This is a genomic window from Paenibacillus sp. 01T442, from assembly GCF_056398345.1.
Genome location: NZ_JBFTPF010000012.1, coordinates 14,230 through 30,169, shown reverse-complemented (window position 1 = coordinate 30,169; position 15,940 = coordinate 14,230). Strand labels below are relative to the sequence as shown.

The following is a 15,940-nucleotide window of genomic DNA, read 5'->3' as shown; positions in this document are numbered from 1 at the left end:
TAAATTGTCGATTTAATGGTATCACATCCTTGCGTGGGGTCATAGGAAACTTATGGAAAATATGATTGGAAGGGAAGGGATACAAGAATGGAAAGGAGATACAAAATTTAGTAAACTAATAGCATCAAGTGTAGTGGTGAGAAATAGCTTGGAGGCGCTGAATATGGATAGCTTTAACGCACTAGTTGTGGAGCGAGCACAGGATCAGTTTTCTTGCAAAATAAAAGAACTACGCATGGCGGATTTACCCGCTGGGGAAGTGACCATCCGCGTCGCTTACTCCGGCATTAATTATAAAGATGCGATGGCTTGCAGCCCATCGGGGCGAGTCGTGCGCCAGTACCCTATGGTACCTGGCATCGATTTGGCGGGTACGGTCGTGGCCTCGTCAGATCCCCGCTATCGCGAGGGCGATGAGGTGCTCGTGACCAGCTACGAGCTGGGCACAGGGCATTTCGGCGGGTTCAGCGCGTATGCGCGCGTCCCCGCCGATTGGGTCGTGCCACTCCCGCTAGGACTGACTCATCGCGAAGCGATGATTCTCGGCACGGCGGGATTTACTGCAGCCCTGTCCATTCACCGAATGGAGCAGAATGGGCTGCGCAAGGAGCAGGGACCCGTGCTCGTGCGCGGGGCTACGGGTGGTGTGGGCAGCAGCAGCGTCTCGATGCTCGCCGCCCTCGGTTATGAAGTAGAGGCCAGCACAGGGAAGTCCGCTGACCATGCGTATTTGCTTGAGCTTGGTGCGACGCGGGTGCTGTCGCGGGAGGAGCTTTCACCTGCCGAGAGTAAGCCGATCAGCAAGGAGTATTGGGCTGGGGCGGTTGATCCTGTGGGAGGCTCGGCGCTAGCGCACGTGCTCAGCCGCATGAAATACGGCGCCTCCGTGGCGCTGAGCGGATTGACGGGCGGCGGGGATTTTGCGGCGACGGTGTATCCTTTTATCCTGCGAGGTGTGAATGTACTCGGAATTGATTCGGTCTATTGTCCGTCAGAAGTGAGAAAGACGCTCTGGGAGAGGATGGCAACGGAGCTGAAGCCACGGCTGCTCGAGCAGACGGTCTATAAGGAAGCCCGGTTGGATGAGGTTGCTGAGGCTGCGCAGCTGGTGTTAGAAGGAAAGGTCAGAGGCAGGGTGCTGGTTCGGCTGTAACGGTTTCGTTTTGAATTATGAGGTGGAGGAGTGTTGGAATCATGAAAATGCGGGTATCCGCTGTTCAATATCATTTGCATACGATAAGCAGCTTTGAAGAATTTGCCGCACAGGTGGAGCATTATGTGAAGGTGGCCCAGGAGTTTGAGGCGGATTTCGTGCTGTTCCCTGAGTTGTTCACCACACAGCTGATGTCCATTGGCGATGAGAACGGCAAGGCATTGCCGATAGAAGCACTCCCATCTTTTACAGAGGCCTATCGCGACTTATTTCAAGGACTTGCTCAGCAAACGGGCATGCATTTGATTGGCGGCACGCACATTACGGCAGAGGGAGACAAGCTGTTTAATACGGCTTTCTTGTTCTATCCAGATGGTCGTATTGGTGAGCAAAAGAAGCTGCATATTACTCCTACCGAAGTAAAGGAATGGGGAATGGGTGCGGGGGATTCGCTGCAGGTTTTTGATACGGACAAAGGACGAATTGCCATTCTCGTCTGTTACGATGTGGAATTTCCCGAAATCGTGCGGATGGCTAGAGCCCGTGGAGCAGATGTGCTGTTCGCTCCTTCGTGTACGGATGATCGACATGGCTTCCACCGAGTTCGATATACGTGTCATGCCCGGACGATTGAGAACCAAATCTATGTGGTGACGACGGGGACTGTGGGCGCTTTACCAACGGTTGATTTCATGAGAGCGAACTTCGGACAAGCCGCTGTCATTACGCCCAATGATGTGCCGTTCCCGCCTAAAGGTATTCTCGTTGAAGGGGAGATTAATGGCGATATGGTTGTGACCGCCGATCTTGACCTCTCACTGTTGGCAGTCGTTCGGGAGCGGGGTTCCGTCACTACCTGGCGTGACCGCCGAACCGACCTGTACACCGATTGGTCATAATGCCATGAGAAAACATCTCTATGTGTTCGATGGTGATATCCCCGTGGAAGCAGTCATTCGCACGTATGGCGTGGCAGATTTCGAGGCGTTGATTGCTGTTCAGCAGGCGAGTTTTCCACCTCCGTTTCCTTCTGAGCTCTGGTGGACGAAGGAGCAACTGTCAGAGCATGTGACTCGGTTTCCAGAGGGAGCGTTGTGCGTGGAAGTGGCGGGTCAGGTTGTGGGCTCGATTACGGGACTGCGTGTGGAAAGTGAGGATATGGCGGCTAGCACGGATCATAGCTGGTCAACAGTGACGGATAGCGGGTCTATCCGCACGCATCGTCCAGACGGGGACACACTCTACATTGTGGATGTATGCATTATGCCAGCGTATCGTAAGCTTGGTTTAGGCAAGTGGCTTATGCAGTCCATGTATGAGGTCGTCGTTCAGTTGGGGTTGGTACGGTTGCTGGGAGGCGGACGGATGCCGGGCTACCACAAAGTTGCGGAAGCGATGAGTGCAGACAGCTACGTGGCGGCCGTAATGGCGGGGACGATGAAGGACCCGGTGATCACTTTTTTGCTAAGATGCGGACGGACGCCAGTCGGCGTGGTTGCGGGGTATTTGGAAGATGAGGAATCGCTGAATAATGCGCTGTTGATGGAGTGGCGGAATCCTTTTACATATTACAAATAGGAGTGAGTTGACCTTATGGAATTCATACGCATAACGAGTATTGAGGATCCGTTGTTTCGATCGATGCACGATCTGATGAAAGAGGTATTCCCGCCGGAGGAAGTGCTGGATTATCCATTGTGGAAAGAGCCGTTAGAAGACCCGGGCATTCGCGTTTTTGTTGCGGTGCATGAAGGCAAAGTGGTCGGTACGACGGAATACCGCTATTACGAGGATTGGCAAGTGGCGATGACGGATTTCACCATTATTGGTGGGGCAGGGCTTGGGATCGGTCGGTTTCTAGCGAGAAAACGCTGGCAGGACCTTGAGCGACTTGCGGAAGAATCGGGAAAGCCTATGCTCGGGATGTTCGCTGAGATTTACGATCCATATCGGATCGAGGGGCATGCTTTTGGTGGCGTGAAGCCGATGGACCCTTACGTTCGACGTGAGGTGCTGTCTCATCTTGGCTACAAGCGAATTGATTTCTCCTACGTACACCCATCCTGGGAGAACAATGGGGAAGCTGTTGAGGAACTGGATCTATGTTTCCTGCCAACGGATGAAGATCAGGCGGAGATTAGTGCGGCGTTGGTGGCACAATTCTTGCGGCGGTATTATGCTGTGCTTACGAATAAGCCACATGCTTGGGAAGCGATGGTTGATGGTTTGGAAGGAAAAGAGAAGTTGGCGCTTCTGCCACTGTAAGGTGTGAGCTATATAAAAAGGAGTCCGAATGGACTCCTCTACTTCTTTCTAGGTTTAAAAGTCTACCAACCGAAGTCTAGCGTTTTCCCCGTCTCGGCTAGCGTCTTGATGTTGCTAAGAATCATCCACCAGCTGGCTTTAGTAGACTCAAAGCTCGGGTGGTCTGGCGTCCATTGATCGTTCACAAGCGTCAATTTCGTACAGTTTCCAACGGTTTCTAGGGTCATTGTCATGCGTGATTCAAACTCTGCATGGTTCTCCCGATAGGAAGGACCTGCATGCTCGGTACAGCTGAGTAATTTTTCGGGCTCATAAGCCAATATTTTGCCATATACATGCACCGTTTCATCGCCATCTTGACCAGGACCAATATAGGAATAATCCGAGCCAATTTCAAAAGTTGAATGCAGCACGCTGCCAAATAAAATTTGCCGAGTACCTTCTGGCGTGATGAGAATATCCCAAACTTGCTTCGTGCTTGCACCAATATAAAATTCATACTTTAGCTCCATAATCGCTCGCACTCCTTCGCTTCTGTGATCCTACCTATCATAATGCAGCAAGTATTCCCATGTATTGTAAAAACGCGACAAGGAGTGTTCGATATGACTACGAATCTGAATCCAAGTACGAATCTAGGGATGAAAGAGACTCCAACTACAAGCCCCTCTTTGCCTAGTCTGGGTATMATCAATTTTCAGCAAGGTGGGCACAAATTTCAGCTTTGTCGGTATGCACCGGCTGAGGATGTAGCCTTTTTCGTTCGGCATTACTGGGTTGTCAGATGGGACCTCGTGGGCAAAGCCCCCTACACACAGCATGTTATCCCAAATCCTTGCGTGAACCTTGTCGTGGAGCCAGAGCGCACGGCAATTTTCGGACCTGGCAAAGAGAAATATGGACATCACCTGGAAGGTCAGGGGAGTGTGTTCGGCGTGAAATTTAAGCCTGGTGGCTTTTACCCTTTTGTCCAAGAAAACGTATCTAGTATGTTAGACAATCCGCTGAGTATTAGGGATGTTTTTGACACCGACCCGCGTTCTTTGGAAGCTCAGGTGTTTAGCCATCGTGACGATGGGCGGAACATTAGTCTGGTTGAAAACATGATTCGTTCCAAGCTTCCTGCGCAGGATGAGCAGGTCCTACTAGTTAATCAGATCGTGGATCATGTGTACGGGCAACCCGACATTACCAAGGTTGATGCGATATGCGAACATTTTCAGATGAACATCCGTACGCTGCAGCGCCTCTTCGATCAATACGTCGGTGTCAGTCCGAAGTGGGTTATCAAAATCGCCCGCATCCAAAACGCAGCAGAAACCACTGACGGAAACGACACGCACAACTGGGCTAAGCTTTCGATGGATCTCGGTTATCACGATCAGTCTCATTTTATTAAGGATTTCAAGTCGATCCTGGGACAGACGCCGGAGGAGTATGTGTTAGGGAAGCGGGCAAAGTGATGGAAGGCGTGGTGGTGGGAGAGTGCTAGGAGGGGCCATCCAGGCATTCGCTGCACTCCCCACACCGCCACTTCGCGATTTCGCTGCTGCGAGTTTAGATCCTTGGCGCACCGAATCCACTAACTGGAAAACCCCCATCTAATTGGCGGGATTTTTGCCAGCATTCCCTAAGTGGGGCGAATTAGCGGGAGGAAATCCAGTTATTTCAATAAACGAGCCCTTTTCGGGGAAAATAACTGTATGAAATCCATCTAAAGCTACAGAACTGGTAAACGTGGAAGAGTCAAGTAACAGCAATCCATGCAATACGCCACCCAAGCTACTCTACTTAAAACAACCGTTACTCGCCCGACCTCCAAGTAGCTACCCTGCCACTCTAAGCTCCTCACCATACCCCTGCTACTTAGCACAACCGCTACACTCCCCCAATACATCTAGCTCTAACAACTGACATGCACTAGGCACCTACCTTAGTCGCACCTAGCCAACCTAGTCGCTCCATCGCTTCCTACATAGTCTGTTGCTTTGTGCTTTGTTGCTTTTTCCGAAGAAGCGGGCCAAGCAACACGACTCCCACGAACAGCAAACAGCCGCTCAAAGCATACACCGTCAACAAGGATGTTGAATCCTTCAAATAACCGGATAAAGCCATTCCTATCAGCATCATCCCCATGAAAATCGGCGTAATCGCTCCGCCAACTCGCCCCATGAACGGTCCCTCAGTGTTCCGCATAATCAGGGTTTGAATACCGACCTGGATGCATGGATAGAACAATCCACTTATGATCTGCAGGATCAGCGTCAACGATATGAGTGTGGAGGCTCCAACGCCAATCGTGCAGATGGCACTTACTAGTAAACCAATCGCGAGCAAAATCTGAGGTTTGACCTTCTTCGCAACACCCATAATGGCAGCTCCCCCGATAAGCATGGCGGCCCCATTGGCCATCATAAACCATTGGAGGGACTGTTTACTTAGTCCTAATTTCTCAATAGCAATGAATATCGCGAGTGGTTGAATTAAACCGGCGGCTAATCCAGTGACACCGAAAGTGAGGCTCAGCGTTCGTAGCGCACGGTTGGTTTGCACATACCGCAGACCGGCCGTTAGCTCTTTTAAGAAGCTACTGCTCCCCGCGGAGACTTCTTCTCTGTCGTCTTTCGGGAGGGAAGTAAGGACAAGCGATGAACCCAAGAACATCACACCTGTGAGGATGAGCGAAGCCTCAATGCCATATTTCAGATAGATGAATGTACCGACGGCAGGTCCCAAGACCATGAAGATAGCTACGAGGGATTGAGACATAGCCATGACACTTTGGAGCCCTTCCGCGGGTACATTCTTTTTGTAGAGCTTCATGGCAGAGGGTTGAGAGAACTGCGATAAACTCGCGGAAATAAACGTCCCCACCAGCAACGCGTACCAAGAACCAGAGAGTACAGCAAGCAGCACGATGAATACGGTAATGGCGGATATGAAATCACACCAAACCATGGTCAGCTTCGGACGCCAACGATCCGCGAACGTGCCGCCAATGAAGGCGAAGATGAAAATAGGCGCTGTCTCTACAACGGAAATCAAGGATACATACTGCGGATTATTATGGGTAATGTCCGAGATATAGAGGAGGATAGCGAAATTACGGATCCAAATACCGAGCTGCAAGAGCACGCGGGACAGGATAATGGTACGAACATAACGATTGGTTAACAAAGGTTTCAGTCCTTTCGATTAATAATTACTAAATTACTAATTTACTAAGTTAGTAAAATAACAACCAAATCATAGCTCACTCGACCGAAGGAAGTCAATATGGATTTTTGAATGGGAAATAAAAACGGCTGCCCTTGAGGGCAACCGTAAAGGTAGTACATCATTCATTTTCGATGAATTTTACGCACCGCGAACAGATAAACAATCGTGGGAACCGGGGCCTGAATAATGCCCCAAATGCCCCAGAACCAAGGGTGGCGAGCGCCACGCCTGAGGGAATCAATGTACAGCCATGTGCTTTGTACGAGTAAAATCAATGCGATACCGATCCATGCCCAAAGGGGCAGTTGATCGAATTTGGATTCAGTTGGTGTCATGAGAATCCACCTGCTTTCTTAGGATTAGCCAAGCTAACGGAACCAATATGGCCGCTGCTTGGATGGAGAGGAAGGCAACCGGCTTAGCCGTTACCGTGAGATAATACACATAAAACAAAAGCATCGCGCTGATCCATAGGATCACTAGATCGCGCAGCAGTCTGGATTTCCGCTTACTTTGCGCCGCGGCAATTTGCTGATCGAACCAAACGGCGCTCGGCGTTGGCACGTGGACTGCAGCCTCGAGCAGATCCAGCCCCTCGCGCAGCTGGCGAGAGGTCATTTCATCGGCAAGCTCCTCGCTTGTCTGTCCCTCGCCGCGCCCTCTTCGCTCCGGCTCTCCACCCTCTAGCGGTTCTTGCCGCTGCCGCTTGTGCAACTCATCATCCATCTACATCAGCTCCTTCCGTAGTTGTTTTAATGCATGGTGCACCCGAGATTTCACGGTGCCCTCCGCGATGCCGAGCATGCCGCCAATTTCTTCGTAGGTGTATCCGTAGTAATGCTTGAGAATGAGCGGAATGCGGCTCTCACGCGGCATATCAGCTAAGGCATCTAACACCTCCGGCCAAGCGTCATCCGTGTGATGTGCGGTCTGCCATTGCAATTGGCGTAAGGATTGCAGCTGCCCTTTCTCCTGCCACTTGCGCTCCCAAAGGCGGCGTCTGCTCTGATCGATCATCAACCGAGTGGCGATGGTGATTAACCAGGACGAGAACTTCGAAGTCCCGTTGTAGAGCTTTATTTTTTCGATACATCGGGCCATCGTTTCTTGCGTAAGGTCCTCAGCTAGAGAGGGATTCAGCGTGATTTTGACCAAATATTTATACACAAATGCATAATGCTGCTGCAGAAGCTGAGACAGAGCGGCGGTGTCGCCTAGCATGGCTTGACGAATGAATTCATTCTCTTCCAAGTGATTGAACACCCTCTCTGCCTGGTATCATAGATAGTACGAACAGCTACTACAAACCGTTCACAGCCTCACGAAAAAATATGTAGAATGATTTATTAGCTTACCACGGTAGCGCTCAGACATGTATAATGACAGCAGGTAAGTCCATGTGAATGAGATGACTAATGGAGGACAACATATGAAACAAGGCATATATGCAAGAGCGGGACTATCTCCTGATGAGTTGGAGGAAGTTCGAGCGCTATGGGAGCTATGTAATAAGCATGAAGGTATTGACATTAAATTAAACTGGGGCACTTTATCCAGCCGTCCTGCTGGTGTGACGAATGATTTTGTATATTATGTAAATGACCGGATTGTCGGTTTCCTTGCCATTTACAGCTTCTTATCTACCGAGGTGGAAATCAGCGGCATGGTGCATCCAGAGGCGCGGCGCCGAGGGATTTTCAACCAACTTGTTCAAAGGGCCATGGAAGTGTGCAGCCAAAGAGAGGTTCCTAAGCTTATTTTCATCAATGAGCGTGGCTCGGAAAGCGGAAAAGCTTTTTTGAGCAAGCTGGGCGCGGCGTACTCTTTTTCAGAGTATGTGATGGAGCTGAGAGAGCAGGTAATCCCACCCGCCTCCACGCAAACAGAGTTGAGCATTCGCTTGGCAGATCGTTCCGATACGGAATTGTTAGTTAAGCTGAATATGTCAGGCTTCGACATGACGGAAGCTGACACACGTGAGTATGTGATGCAAACCATTACGGGTGACAAGGAACGGACGTGGATTGCGGAGCTAGGTAAGAACAAAGAGCCGATTGGAAAGCTGGGTGCGATGGTGGAGCCGGGCGTTAGTGGATTTATTTATGGTTTTTGCGTGCTGCCTGGGATCAGGGGCAAGGGGTATGGTCGTCAGATTTTGAGTCAAACGATTACAGCGCTGAAAGAGCAAGATCAAGCGGAGCATATCAAGCTGGAAGTGTCCGTAGAGAATGAGAAAGCGCTCGGGCTCTATGAATCCTGTGGATTTGCAACGAAAAACGCGAATGACTATTACGTGCTCCTCCGCGCTTAAAAAAAGGATAGTACAGCAGATTCTGCTGTCTATCCTTTTTTTGCGATTTCAAGGGGGTTAAGTTCATTCCCGCCATGAGAACAGAGAGTGCTATGGCCCCACATCGCCAACCACCAGCTTGCCCTCTTTCGCCACCCAGCCGAGCCTAACTGGAAAACCTCCATCTATTTTCGCCAATTTAGCTCGATTTGGACGATTAGCTGGAAAATGTACAGTTAAAATCCCCAATATCAGCCATTTCAGCGAAATAGGCTCAAGTTAACTGGAGGAAATCCAGTTATTTTATCCTACGCGAGAAAAGTAGCAAAATTAGCTGTAGTTTATACACCTATCTATTAATGATAAATGAGTTCAGATGACGCACTAATAATAGTACCCGTATTCAGCCCCGCACAGATGTCCTTCATCGAGCCAGGCTTGTCGAAATTGAACACATGAATCGGTACATGGTAGTCCCGCGCTAGAATAAAGGCAGATTGATCCATCACCTTCAAATTGTGCTGAATCACATCGTTGTAATGGAGGGATTTGTACTGGAGCGCCTCCTGATGTTGCTTCGGATCTTTGTCGAAGACACCGTCCACGCCTTGTTTGGCCACGAGAATGGCATCGCAATTGACTTCGATCGCCCGCTGTACAGACGGATAATCCGTCGTAACGAAAGGCTGCCCATTTCCGCCGGCGAAAATGACGATGTACCCTTTTTCCAAGTGATGAATGGCTCGTAAACGAATGAAAGGCTCCGCCACAGATGCGATCGGTATGGCTGTCATAACACGTACCTCGGCCTCCGTCTTCGCTTTCAACACGCCGCGCAGCATCAAACTGTTGATGACTGTTGCGAGTGTGCCGATATTATCAGCCTCCGCTTTCTCGATGCCCCAGCTTTCGCCCATATTGCCGCGGAAAATATTACCTCCACCAATTACAAGACACACTTCAACGCCTAAATTCACGACGGTCATAATTTCATTGGCAATATGATCCAGCTGTGTAGGGTCAAATCCGAAGGAGTTGTCACCTGCGACAGCACCGCCACTAAGTTTAATGAGGACTCGCTTGTACCGTAAAGCCATTACCATATCCCCTCTTTCTGATGAKAACGCCTGTACGATAGTTTGTGTCTGACTAGGAAGTATAGTKCGGCAATCAACGGATGCTTACAAAAAAACACTAAAGCCTCAAATGCTCTAGTGTTTGCTGTGTCTGCTTCCTCATGTTAGATGTAATTGTATATGAATTAAGCGGGATTTTGCAATTTTTGCGGAACGCGCATGTGGACGATAAGTCCAATGATGACTAGGACCAGTAAGGAGCCAAGTGCGACTCGACTCGCTAAGTTGCCAGTAGAGGCCATAGCCCATGTGATGGAGCCATAGAGTAGAGGTCCGACAATGGAGGACACCTTCCCTGAGAAGGCGAATAGGCCGAAAAATTGACCGCGTTTTTCTTCCGGTGTTAGCTGCACGATCAATGTACGAGAGGTCACCCACATCGCACCCATTGAAACACCATACAAGCTGCCTGCTACCCAGAAGATGCTTTGGCTTGTTGCTAAGGAAGCGAGGGAGATGGCCACAATGAGGATGATAGCGACAATGGTTACGGCTTTCTTAGGTCCAATACTGCGTGTCACATAACCGAATAGGAAGGACCCGATCACGCTAGACACCGTGGATACAAGATAAAGTAGAATGAACTGCCCTGTCGAGAAGCCCATGACGGTATTCGCATAAATGGCCATAACGGCAATCGCTGTAGCAATGGCATCGTTGAAGAAGAAGTAGGCGATCATGAACGTGAAAGCTGCTTGGTACTTTCGAGCTTCCTTGAACGTCGTCCAAATCTCGCGATAACCGCTAAGCAGCGACTTATTGCTAGCCACTGGCTTTTGCCGCTTCTCTTTATACAAGAACATGATCGGCAGTGAAAAGATGAGGAACATGACCGCACTTGGGATGAATGTACTCTCGAAGTGATTATCGTGAACGAACAAGAAAGCAATAAGCCCCACGAGTGTACCTACATAACCGACGGCTACACCAAATCCGGAGATCAAAGGAATCTCGCGTTCATTGCCCAGATCAGAGATCATGGAGTCGTAGAACACTAAGCTGGAGTTATAGAAAAATTTGGCGACCATGAAAAATAAAATAACACCAAGGATGGATGTATTGAGGCCGAGCCATTCTTTATTTGTATCCCATACGGCCGATGCCCCCATCAAAAATGTTGCGATGATCGCGATCAGTGTGAAGGGGACGAGATAGGCTTTCTTTTTGCCCGTGCGATCGATCCAAACACCGAATAAGGGAGATAGGAGCACTAAGAAGAAGCTAGATAACGCATTGGAGTACGTGATGAACGTACTTGCAATCTGGTTCATTTCCTCGCTGCTGCCTAAGGTTTCTTTTAAATAAAAAGGGTAGAACACAGTTACGATATTGGAAGAAAAAATGGTATTTGCAAAATCGTACATCGCCCATGCGAAAATAGGCAGGGAGAAAAATAACGCCCAAACACTGCGGCCTTGCAATGGTTTGGAAGCGGGTTCAAGCTTTGCCATTCGGGCACACCCTTTCTCTTCACTTACCTCTATTTTTCTATTATATTGGCGATTCTGTAGGGAAATCCCTTTTCTTCACAATAATAATAAAATCTCCCCCACCTAAGTAGGTAGGAGAGTTCTGTAGGAGAGATCAATAAAAGGTTACTTGTCCGATGGAGGTCTAATGAGATCAACCTCGATCATGTCCTGATTCTCTTGCATTTTGAGCACGTTAATGCCGTTGCGTTCTAAGGTGGTGGAGAGGGTTTCTTTGTTTTGAGCTGGGAAAACGTAGGCTAGGCTGCTTTTATTGTCGAGCAGGCGTTTCGCCACCTGTACAAGTCGTTCCATTGTGAACGGCTTTTTGAGATATTTCTCAATCTCTTTCTCATGATAATCATGAGGCGGATCGAGCGCTGTTGAAACAATGACCGGCGTTTGTGCATGCACAGGATGCTTGTACAAGTCTGCGATGAAGTCCCAGCCCGTTTTCTCGCCTTCTAGATGGATGTCTACGATGAACAGAACAGGACCTTCACCCTCACAGCGACGCAATGCGATCATGCCTTCCTCAGCGGAACGCAGTTGGATGGAAGGTAGACTTAGCTTATTTAAAGCGACTTGAATTAATTTGGCCAAGTTATCATCATCTTCGAAAATAACGATTTTCCCGTCTAAGCCGGAAATTTCATATTGATCGAGTTCAATCCGGAACGTGGTGCCGTGTCCCATCTCGGACGTATAGGAGATGTGCCCGCCATGGCCCTCGACAATTTCTTTTACAATGGCGAGTCCGAGGCCAGTGCCGCCTATTTGACGGCGGTCGGAGTTGTCGACTCGGAAAAACTTCGAAAACATATGCTCATTCGCTTCCGATGGTATACCGAGACCGTAATCTTGAATAGCAATGGTAACTTTACCCTCATGTGTCAACAAGTGAATGTCGATATGATCCGCTGCCGGTGAGTATTTAATAGCATTGCTAATTAGGTTATCAAAGACTTGGCGAATACGGTCCACATCTGCCCGTACCCACAACTCAGGTTCTTGCTGATGAATGACGATCTGATGCAGCTGCTTATCCTGCCATTGCTCTGCGATTTCGGTGACGAGAGACTGCAAATGAATCGGTGCGAAGTTGTACGACTGACGACCGGACTCCATCCGTTGTAGATCTAAGAAGTCATTGATTAAATTCGACAGGCGCTGAGCTTCGTTATGAATGGTTTCCATGTAACGTTTCTGCTTCTCTTGCGGAAGGTCGCGATGCAGTAAAATTTCTATAAATCCAAGCACACTGGCCAGCGGAGTCCGCAGCTCATGTGAAACAATGGAGATGAATTCATTCTTCATTTCATCCACGCGCTCTTCTTCTGTACGGTCACGGAAAACGAAGAGGTAGCCCTGCTGCTCGGTGCCTTCGCTCACAACGGTAGCGTAGAGCTCCGCGTGTTGGAGCTGTTCGTCCTGCTGGAAACTGAAGCGCTGCGTCAAATGAGAAAGCGAACGATCTATCAAGGCCTCGATGGAAGCTGCTACCCCATGAAAACTAGGCGATTTGGCCCCAATCTCATAGCTGCAGCTAACAAGGTTCTGGCCGATCCGTTCATTTATCCCGAAATATTGATTCATCCGATGATTGGCAAAGAGAATCGTACCCTCTGAATCACACATCATCATACCCTCGTGGGCGGATTCTAGAATATTTTGAATAAGGTCATGCTGACCTTCTAATAGCAATTTCTCTGCCGTGAGTTGATCGTTCAGTAAGGCTAAGCTTTCTGCTTGCTGCAGTTTCTCATCATTGACTACCTGTGCATAGAACGCTAGTCCGAATTGACGAACTAAACCTTTGGTTAGTCGTTGATTATCTTCTTGATATTGCGAGCATTGGTAACTCGTCAGTAAGAGAAAACCAATGACTTCTTGTTTGTCATCCGTGAGCGGAATGTAATGATCGATAGCTCGTGTCATACCGTTATGGACACCTTGCTCATTGCCTGTCACATCACGGGTATGTGTGATCGAAACGCCCTCTTCGAATACACGTCTGGCTGGGCCGAAGAGCTCGCTGCGTGAAGCTTGAACGTGTCCCTTGGGATACCCGATAGAATGAATAACCTCGTAGGAACTCGCCCCGTTCTCTAATCGATTCTCGAGGACAACTAAGGCCGCATCCTGCGCAAGCGAATTTAATAAGGCAGGCAGCGTATGTTTCAAGAAATCAGTTAACTTCACATAACCAGTGAGCTTCTCTTGGTACGAGGAGATGAGTTCCAAATCTCGTTCGCGCTCAGACAACTTAGCCAACGTAATCTGCTGCTCCTCTTGCTGGGCAATAATTTCCTCGTTCTGGGATTCCAGACTCTCCGCCATATAGCGGTAAGTTTCCTCGCTCTTGCGCAGTTCCTTCTCCGCTTGGTAGGAGCGTAAGGAGATGATGATGGACATAGCTCCTGCAAGAAGAGCGATCAGGAAGCCGACAATGGTGATCAAACGGGAGGTTTGACCTGCTTGCTGAGAAGCCTCATAAGCTGAAGACGTAATCTGCCCAATATTTTTTTCGATACTCGTATGAATGACACGATAGCGATCCATTAGCGTTTTGCCGCCAGTAACACGGGCTTTCGCTTCTTCAATTTTACCTGCACGGAATAATTCTAAAGTCGTATCATAGTACTTTTGCAAATTGGTAATGGCTGGTATCGCCTGTGTATCAATAATGAGTTGTAKGGTTGGATATTGCTTCTCGTAGGTCGAAAGCGTGCTTAAATCCATGGCGACCTGTTCTCTTCCCGTGGTATAAGACTCAAGAAACTGTTCATTTCCACCACCTAGTTGGTAACCGCGGAGACCCGTCTCCTGATTGATTAAGCTGGCCAATAAACTATTGGCCGTCGTCAGAATCGGAAGTGCCTGATTCACGATCGCATTGTTTTCCCTCTCCATATTTCGAGAAGCCATATAGTTGGATACACTGACGAAAGCTAGTAAAACGACTATTAAAATAACATATAGCATGGAGATCCGCGATCTCGTGAAAGTCTTCATTCCAATCGGTCACCTAACTTCTAATAGAGTAAAAGATCACCTAGAAATTCGACAAACGTCAACAAATTCCTCTAAAAATCGTTTATGTCATGTTTTCTTCCATCATAGATTGCAGAAAAGGGAGATGTCGTTTAAAATATGAGTCAATAACGATGTGGATGTTAAGTCATATGACATAAAAATTTCCAAGAGGGAGGCGCACTGTGCAGGTGAAAAACATCAAGATTCCGCCGCGTCATGAAGTACGTCCTTATTTTCAACCGATTATCTCTTTGCAGAGTCAACGAATAATAGGGTATGAAACACTAGGTAGATGGGTTCGCGAGAGTGGTGTGGAGAGCTTAGGTCCCTTTTTTAAAGACCCTGATATTTCCGAGGACATGCAGCTTATGATTGATCGTCATTTAAGAGAGCAGGCCATTGAACGAATAGTTGCTGCATCGGACGAGAGTGAACTGTTTATTAACCTAAAGCCCTCTTGGATTTATAGAACTTACAAGCGAACAGGCATCTTACCAACGATTGAATTGTTAAAAAAATACAGGATTAATCCTTCACGGATCGTCATTGAAATCACCGAGGAGGAATTTACGGGCAAGCTCCAGGAGCTGACGTGGATTGTTGAATTATATCGTGAATTCGGATGTACGATCGCCATTGATGATGTCGGAAGCGGCTTTAGTAACTTCGACCGAATTGCGAGCTTGCAGCCGAAAATCTTGAAGATTGACTTGAATATTTTGAAAAAGAGTATCGTCCACGATGGGTATAAGGCAGTTATGCAGTCATTCTCCATTGTATCTGCTCAAATTGGAGCTTCCCTACTCGTTGAAGGCGTCGAAACGAAGCAGGAGCTGCGCAGTGCCTTGCAGGTTGGGGCTAGATATGTGCAAGGCTTTTTGTTCTCAAAAGCAGAGCCAGACCTGCAGCGTCCAGATGCCTACAAAGCTATGCTGGAAGAGGAAATTAAATCGTTCGGACAGGATGAATTTGGGCGATATCATCACCTGCTGAGTGTACATCAAAGGCTGGATGCGTTAATCAACGCCTCCGTTCACTTCTCGACTGCGGAGGAGGCTGATGCGGTAATTGAGCAAACCATCGGTAACGTTACGGACAATTGCATCCGTATGTATATTTGCCAGGGCGATGGCTATCAGATTTCCTCTAACTACACGCGTTCCGAAGACGGGTGGGGCAAAGACGAGAGCTACCGTCAAGCGAATTGGACGTGGCGGCCTTATTTCATCTCTAACATTCTGATGATGAATTTGCAAAAGCAAGGCATTCTCTCCCAAGCCTATACCGACTTGGACACCTCACGACAGATTCAGACTTACTCGTGTGCGATGGGAGAGGGTTATTATTTGTTTTTGGACTTATTGATTTGATG

The 15,940-nt window shown here is 48.5% G+C and carries 15 protein-coding genes; 7 read left to right on the top strand and 8 right to left on the bottom strand.

Features of this window, described 5'->3' with window-relative positions:
• Positions 1-163 precede the first annotated feature (163 nt).
• From AC1DLM_RS12555 to AC1DLM_RS12540, 4 genes are read left to right on the top strand one after another with little or no spacing between them, the layout of a single operon-like run.
• A complete protein-coding gene (locus AC1DLM_RS12555) occupies positions 164-1,153 on the top strand; it encodes an acrylyl-CoA reductase family protein (protein WP_477570181.1) in 990 nt (329 codons plus the stop codon).
• Positions 1,154-1,194: 41 nt separating this feature from the next.
• Positions 1,195-2,052: a carbon-nitrogen hydrolase family protein gene (locus tag AC1DLM_RS12550; RefSeq protein WP_441989672.1), complete on the top strand. Its 858-nt coding sequence runs from the start codon at positions 1,195-1,197 to the stop codon at positions 2,050-2,052.
• Between the two features lie 4 nt (positions 2,053-2,056).
• A complete protein-coding gene (locus AC1DLM_RS12545) occupies positions 2,057-2,731 on the top strand; it encodes a GNAT family N-acetyltransferase (RefSeq protein WP_477570109.1) in 675 nt (224 codons plus the stop codon).
• Between the two features lie 15 nt (positions 2,732-2,746).
• Complete coding sequence (locus AC1DLM_RS12540) at positions 2,747-3,418, top strand: GNAT family N-acetyltransferase (RefSeq protein ID WP_477570108.1); 672 nt, start codon at positions 2,747-2,749, stop codon at positions 3,416-3,418.
• 62 nt (positions 3,419-3,480) lie between these two features.
• On the opposite strand, the gene AC1DLM_RS12535 is transcribed toward AC1DLM_RS12540, so the two are convergent.
• The gene (locus tag AC1DLM_RS12535) at positions 3,481-3,930 is read right to left on the bottom strand and encodes an SRPBCC domain-containing protein (protein WP_171638211.1); all 450 of its coding nucleotides are present in this window, start codon (positions 3,928-3,930) and stop codon (positions 3,481-3,483) included.
• Between the two features lie 93 nt (positions 3,931-4,023).
• On the opposite strand from AC1DLM_RS12535, the gene AC1DLM_RS12530 reads away from it, so the two are divergent.
• Positions 4,024-4,881 carry a DUF6597 domain-containing transcriptional factor gene (locus tag AC1DLM_RS12530; protein WP_477570107.1) on the top strand — a complete coding sequence of 286 codons (858 nt, stop codon included), beginning with the start codon at positions 4,024-4,026 and terminating at the stop codon, positions 4,879-4,881.
• A gap of 508 nt (positions 4,882-5,389) precedes the next feature.
• On the opposite strand, the gene AC1DLM_RS12525 is transcribed toward AC1DLM_RS12530, so the two are convergent.
• The 4 genes from AC1DLM_RS12525 to sigY all read right to left on the bottom strand — a co-directional run bounded on the left by AC1DLM_RS12525 (position 5,390) and on the right by sigY (position 7,900).
• Positions 5,390-6,595: an MFS transporter gene (locus AC1DLM_RS12525; RefSeq protein ID WP_477570106.1), complete on the bottom strand. Its 1,206-nt coding sequence runs from the start codon at positions 6,593-6,595 to the stop codon at positions 5,390-5,392.
• 164 nt (positions 6,596-6,759) lie between these two features.
• Complete coding sequence (locus AC1DLM_RS12520; protein ID WP_477570105.1) at positions 6,760-6,972, bottom strand: sigmaY antisigma factor component; 213 nt, start codon at positions 6,970-6,972, stop codon at positions 6,760-6,762.
• Entirely contained in the window at positions 6,959-7,363 is a 405-nt protein-coding gene (locus AC1DLM_RS12515) for a YxlC family protein (protein ID WP_477570104.1), read from the bottom strand. The genes AC1DLM_RS12520 and AC1DLM_RS12515 overlap by 14 nt, the downstream gene beginning before the upstream one ends.
• A complete protein-coding gene (gene sigY, locus AC1DLM_RS12510) occupies positions 7,364-7,900 on the bottom strand; it encodes an RNA polymerase sigma factor SigY (protein WP_477570103.1) in 537 nt (178 codons plus the stop codon).
• A 166-nt stretch (positions 7,901-8,066) separates the two neighbouring features.
• Here sigY and AC1DLM_RS12505 point away from each other — a divergent pair, with 166 nt between their 5' ends.
• Positions 8,067-8,948 (top strand): GNAT family N-acetyltransferase, encoded by an 882-nt coding sequence (locus tag AC1DLM_RS12505; protein WP_477570102.1) that lies wholly within the window; start codon positions 8,067-8,069, stop codon positions 8,946-8,948.
• 335 nt (positions 8,949-9,283) lie between these two features.
• Here AC1DLM_RS12505 and pyrH read toward each other — a convergent pair whose 3' ends face one another.
• The 3 genes from pyrH to AC1DLM_RS12490 form a co-directional block, all read right to left on the bottom strand.
• The gene (gene pyrH / locus AC1DLM_RS12500) at positions 9,284-10,024 is read right to left on the bottom strand and encodes a UMP kinase (RefSeq protein WP_441989663.1); all 741 of its coding nucleotides are present in this window, start codon (positions 10,022-10,024) and stop codon (positions 9,284-9,286) included.
• A 164-nt stretch (positions 10,025-10,188) separates the two neighbouring features.
• Complete coding sequence (locus AC1DLM_RS12495) at positions 10,189-11,514, bottom strand: MFS transporter (protein ID WP_477570101.1); 1,326 nt, start codon at positions 11,512-11,514, stop codon at positions 10,189-10,191.
• 144 nt (positions 11,515-11,658) lie between these two features.
• Entirely contained in the window at positions 11,659-14,547 is a 2,889-nt protein-coding gene (locus AC1DLM_RS12490) for an ATP-binding protein (protein ID WP_477570100.1), read from the bottom strand.
• A gap of 209 nt (positions 14,548-14,756) precedes the next feature.
• On the opposite strand from AC1DLM_RS12490, the gene AC1DLM_RS12485 reads away from it, so the two are divergent.
• Positions 14,757-15,938 (top strand): EAL domain-containing protein, encoded by a 1,182-nt coding sequence (locus AC1DLM_RS12485; protein WP_477570099.1) that lies wholly within the window; start codon positions 14,757-14,759, stop codon positions 15,936-15,938.
• Positions 15,939-15,940: the final 2 nt, after the last annotated feature.

What these genes read in the sequence shown, in the direction of transcription:
- AC1DLM_RS12545 (WP_477570109.1), top strand. Translation starts at nt 2,057, where the DNA reads ATGAGAAAACATCTCTATGTGTTCGATGGTGATATCCCCGTGGAAGCA.
- AC1DLM_RS12520 (WP_477570105.1), bottom strand. Translation starts at nt 6,972, where the DNA reads ATGACACCAACTGAATCCAAATTCGATCAACTGCCCCTTTGGGCATGG.
- AC1DLM_RS12515 (WP_477570104.1), bottom strand. Translation starts at nt 7,363, where the DNA reads ATGGATGATGAGTTGCACAAGCGGCAGCGGCAAGAACCGCTAGAGGGT.
- AC1DLM_RS12555 (WP_477570181.1), top strand. Translation starts at nt 164, where the DNA reads ATGGATAGCTTTAACGCACTAGTTGTGGAGCGAGCACAGGATCAGTTT.
- pyrH (WP_441989663.1), bottom strand. Translation starts at nt 10,024, where the DNA reads ATGGCTTTACGGTACAAGCGAGTCCTCATTAAACTTAGTGGCGGTGCT.
- AC1DLM_RS12495 (WP_477570101.1), bottom strand. Translation starts at nt 11,514, where the DNA reads ATGGCAAAGCTTGAACCCGCTTCCAAACCATTGCAAGGCCGCAGTGTT.
- AC1DLM_RS12535 (WP_171638211.1), bottom strand. Translation starts at nt 3,930, where the DNA reads ATGGAGCTAAAGTATGAATTTTATATTGGTGCAAGCACGAAGCAAGTT.
- AC1DLM_RS12550 (WP_441989672.1), top strand. Translation starts at nt 1,195, where the DNA reads ATGAAAATGCGGGTATCCGCTGTTCAATATCATTTGCATACGATAAGC.
- AC1DLM_RS12505 (WP_477570102.1), top strand. Translation starts at nt 8,067, where the DNA reads ATGAAACAAGGCATATATGCAAGAGCGGGACTATCTCCTGATGAGTTG.
- AC1DLM_RS12540 (WP_477570108.1), top strand. Translation starts at nt 2,747, where the DNA reads ATGGAATTCATACGCATAACGAGTATTGAGGATCCGTTGTTTCGATCG.